We start from the raw sequence: 303 nt of genomic DNA, 5'->3' as shown, positions 1-303 counted from the left end.
AGCCAGGCTTGCTGCACCGGATGATCTCCGTGTTCTGAGAGACCTTCAATTGTTGTAATTTTCGCTCCGGCAGCCGCCGAAATTGGGAGCTGACAGGATCTTACAGCAGCGCCATTAAAGTGCACTGTACAAGCCCCACACTGGGCAATTCCGCAACCATATTTTGTGCCTACCAGCTTGAGGTGGTCCCTCAAAACCCACAAAAGAGGGGTGGTGGGATCGGCATCAATATCGAAGTCTTTTCCGTTAATATTTACATTAAATTCTGCCATAATTATATGTTTAAAAGGGAATGGATTAAAA

General features: G+C 45.9%; 1 protein-coding gene. It reads right to left on the bottom strand.

The genetic code is table 11. From position 1 onward, the window contains the following. A partial coding sequence (locus HC175_RS22730) for a (2Fe-2S)-binding protein (protein WP_168140052.1) occupies nucleotides 1-272 on the bottom strand: 272 nt, incomplete at its 3' end. Nucleotides 273-303: the final 31 nt, after the last annotated feature.

Source organism: Salinimicrobium oceani, assembly GCF_012037645.1.
The sequence above is the reverse complement of the archived record's forward strand: the minus strand, read 5'-3'. Positions and strand labels throughout refer to the sequence as shown.